The organism is Streptomyces sp. NPDC050211 (assembly GCF_040656035.1).
Taxonomy (GTDB): Bacteria; Actinomycetota; Actinomycetes; order Streptomycetales; family Streptomycetaceae; genus Streptomyces.
This window is the reverse complement of sequence record NZ_JBFALC010000153.1, coordinates 1-4,263: the sequence shown is the minus strand read 5'-3', so window position 1 is coordinate 4,263 and position 4,263 is coordinate 1. Positions and strand designations below refer to the sequence as shown.

Sequence of the window (4,263 nt, the reverse complement as noted above, 5' to 3'; positions counted from 1 at the left end):
GTGAGCGTCGTCGCCTGTGACGTCGCCGACCGGGACGCGCTCGCCGCGCTCCTTGCCGCGCACCCGCCGACCGCCGTCTTCCACACCGCCGGCGTCCCGCACTCGGCGGCCTTCCTCGACACCGGCCTGGACTCGCTCGCCGACGTGTACGCGGGCAAGGTCGCGGGCGCGCTGCACCTGCACGAGCTGACCCGTGCGCGCGAGCTCGACGCGTTCGTGCTGTACGCGTCCGGTGCCGGGGTGTGGGGCAGCGGCGGGCAGAGCGCGTACGGCGCCGCCAACGCCGCCCTGGACGCGCTCGCCGAGAACCGGCGGGCCGCGGGCCTGCCCGCCACGTCCGTGGCCTGGGGCCTGTGGGGCGGCGGCGGTATGGGCGACGGGGCCGGCGAGGAGTTCCTCGGCAGCCGCGGCCTGCGCACCATGGACCCGCTGCGGGCTGTGGAGGCACTGGGCCGGGCCCTGGACCGCGACGACGTGTGTGTCGCCGTCGCCGACATGGACTGGCCGCGGTTCGCGCAGGGCTTCACCGTCTTCCGGCCGAGCCCGCTGATCGCCGGCCTGCCCGGCGTACGGCAGGAGCCGGGCACCGCACCGCAGGACGGCGACGACCCGGCCGGCGCGGACCTGCCCGCCCGGCTCGCGGCCGCGGACCCCGCCGAGCGGCACGAGATCGTCCTGGACGCGGTACGGCACGCCGTCGCGGCCGTGCTCGGCCATGCCGGACCCGAGGACGTCGATCCCGAAGAGCCCTTCAAGGACCTCGGGTTCAGCTCCCTGACCGCGGGCGAGTTCGCCGGCCGGCTCAGCCGCGCGGCCGGCCGCAAGCTGCCCCCGACCCTCGTCTTCGACCACCCCACCGCCACCGCCGTCGCCGGCCATCTGGCCGCACTCCTCACCCCCGCCGCCCCGGCGGGCAGCGGCGCGGCGGACGAGAGCCGGATCCGGGCCGCGCTGGCCGCGCTGCCGCTTTCGGCGCTGCGGGAGGCCGGGCTGCTGGACCCGCTCCTCGCCCTCGCGGCCGGCGCCGCGCCCCCGGCCGTGGCGGCGCCCGAGCCGTCCTCAGGCGCGGCCGGGTTCGATGGGCCCGACAGCATCGACGACCTCGACGGCGACGCGCTGATCGAACTGGCCCTGCGCGACAGCGCCGTCTGAGCGGCCGCGTCCGCCCCACCCAGAGAGGGACCTGAACCGATGGCGAAGTCTCCCGAGTCTCCCGCACGGCTCATGGAGGCGCTGCGGGCCTCCCTGAAGGAGACCGAGCGGCTGCGCAGGCTGAACCGGGAGCTGACCTCGGCCGCCCACGAGCCCGTCGCCGTCGTCGGCATGGCCTGCCGCTACCCGGGCGGGGTCGACTCGCCCGAACGCCTGTGGGACCTGGTCGCCTCGGGCACGGACGCCATCGCGCCGTTCCCCGCCGACCGCGGCTGGGACCTGGACGGCCTCTACGACCCCGACCCGGAGTCGCCGGGCACCACCTACTGCAACGAGGGCGGATTCCTGGCCGGCGCGGGCGACTTCGACGCGGCGTTCTTCGGGATCTCCCCGCGCGAGGCCGTCGTCATGGACCCCCAGCAGCGGCTGCTGCTGGAGACCTCCTGGGAGGCGCTGGAGCGCGCCGGCCTTGACCCGCGCACCCTGCGCGGCACCGGCACCGGTGTCTACATCGGCGCGGCGCACGCCGAGTACGCCACCGACCTCGAGCGGATCCCGGCCGGTTCGGAGGGGTATCTGCTGACCGGCAGCGCGGATGCCGTGCTGTCCGGCCGGATCAGCTATGCCCTCGGCCTGGAGGGCCCCGCCCTGACCGTTCAGACGGCCTGCTCCTCCTCGCTGGTGGCGCTGCACCTGGGCGTCACGGCGCTGCGCCGCGGCGAGTGCGCGCTGGCCCTGGCGGGCGGGGTCGCGGTGATGCCGGACGCCGCCGCGTTCGTGGAGTTCTCCCGGCAGAAGGGGCTGGCGCCGGACGGCCGGTGCAAGGCGTTCTCCGCCGCCGCCGACGGCACCGGCTGGGCGGAAGGCGTCGGCGTCCTGGTCCTGGAGCGGCTGTCCGACGCACGCCGCAACAAACACCCCGTCCTCGCCGTCATCCGCGGCTCCGCCGTCAACCAGGACGGCGCGTCCAACGGCCTCACCGCCCCCAACGGCCCGTCCCAGCAGCGCGTCATCCGCCAGGCCCTGGCCGACGCCGGCCTCACCCCCACCGACGTGGACGCCGTCGAGGCGCACGGCACCGGCACCCGGCTCGGCGACCCGATCGAGGCGCAGGCGCTCCTCGACACCTACGGCCAGGAGCGTGAACGGCCGCTGTGGCTGGGCTCGCTCAAGTCGAACATCGGGCATGCGCAGGCCGCGGCCGGGGTCGGCGGCGTCATCAAGACGATCGAGGCGCTCCGCAACGGCCTGCTCCCGCCGACCCTGCACGCCGACACCCCCACCCCGCACGTCGACTGGAGCGCCGGCAACGTCCGCCTGCTGACCGCCCCGGTGCCCTGGCCGCCCGCCGCCGCCCCCCGCCGCGCCGGGGTCTCCGCCTTCGGCGTGGGCGGCACGAACGCCCACGTGATCGTGGAGGAGGCCCCACCGGTCCTCCCGGAGCAGGCCCCGGCCCCAACTGCCCTGTCGGCCCCGGCCTCAACGGGCACGCCGGTCCCAGTGGCGGCCCCGGCTCCCACCGACGCGCCGGCCCTCACCGGCATGCCGGCCCCCGCCTCGCGGCTCACCCCCTGGTTCGTCTCCGGCCGTTCGGAGGAGGCCCTGCGCGCCCAGGCCGGCCGGCTGCGTGAGCACCTCACCCGCACCGCCGACGCGGCCGATCCGGTGGACACCGGCTACTCCCTCGCCGCCACCCGCACCGCGTTCGAACACCGGGCCGTCGTCCTGGGCACCTCGCGGGAGCACCTCACCCGCGGCCTGCAGGCACTGGCCGACGGCGTGGGCGCACCGTCCGTCGTCCGCGGGGTCCGCCGCCGGGAGGCGAAGACCGCCTTCCTGTTCACCGGCCAGGGCAGCCAGCGCCCCGGCATGAGCCGTGAACTGCACGCCGCCCACCCGGTGTTCGCCCGCGCCTTCGACGAGATCGCCGCCCTGCTGGACCCGCACCTGGACCGCCCGCTCGCCGCCGTCCTCGACGCGCCCGAGGACGAGCGGCTGCACCGCACCCAGTACGCCCAGGCCGCCCTGTTCGCTGTGGAGGTGGCCCTGTACCGGCTGCTGGAGGACTGGGGGATGCGGCCCGACGTCGTCCTGGGCCACTCGGTCGGCGAACTCGCCGCCGCCCACGTGGCCGGCGTCCTGGGCCTCGACGACGCGTGCACCCTGGTCGCGGCCCGCGGCCGGCTGATGCAGGCCCTCCCGCCGGGCGGGGCGATGCTCTCCGTACGGGCCACCGAGGACGAGGTCATCCCGCTGCTGGACGGCCGGGCCGTCGTCGCCGCCGTCAACGGCCCCCGCGCGCTGGTCCTGTCCGGCGAGGAGGCCGCCGTGGACGCCGTGGCCGGGGAACTGGCCGCACGGGGCCGCAAGACCAAGCGGCTCACCGTCAGTCACGCCTTCCACTCCCCGCTGATGGACCCCATGCTTGAGGAGTTCCGCACGATCGCGGACCGGCTCACCTACCGCGCCCCCCGCATCCCGGTCGTCTCGAACGTCACCGGCCGCCGGGCCACCGGCCACCAGCTGCGCACCGGCGCCTACTGGGCCGAACACGTCCGCGCCACCGTCCGGTTCGCCGACGGCGTGCGCGCCGCCCGCGACCTGGGCGCCGAGACCTTCGTCGAACTCGGCCCCGACGGGGTGCTGTGCTCCATGGCCGAGGAGATCCTCGCCGCCCAGTCAGCCGGCACCCGGGCCGCCGGCGAACGCCCCGTCGTGGTGCCCGTGCTGCGCCGCGGCCGCCCCGAGACCAGCACCCTGCTGCACGCGGTGGCCACCGCCCACACCCGGGGCGCCGCCCTCGACCGGGCCCGCCTGTTCACCGGCACCGGCGCCCGCCGCATCCCGCTGCCGGTGTACGCCTGGCAGCACCGCAGGTACTGGATCGTCCCCACCACGCGGGGCGCCGGCCGGGAGCGCACCGGCCCCCGCCGCTACCAGGTCACCTGGCAGCCGCTGCCCGAGCCGGCCGGCGCCCGGCTCACCGGCACCTGGCTGCTCATCCACCCCACGCACCCCCACGACGCGCACACCGACGCCGCCGAGCGGGCCCTGACCGCCCGCGGCGCCACCGTACGCAGGCTGCGGGTGGACGCCGCACGGGCCGACCGC

General features: G+C 76.8%; 2 protein-coding genes. Both read left to right on the top strand.

Going from position 1 to position 4,263, the window contains the following annotated elements; genetic code table 11:
• A partial coding sequence (locus AB0I98_RS49480) for a beta-ketoacyl reductase (RefSeq protein WP_362953058.1) occupies positions 1 to 1,152 on the top strand: 1,152 nt, incomplete at its 5' end.
• Between the two features lie 39 nt (positions 1,153 to 1,191).
• Positions 1,192 to 4,263 (top strand): type I polyketide synthase (locus AB0I98_RS49475; protein WP_362953056.1); only part of this gene is annotated, 3,072 nt, incomplete at its 3' end.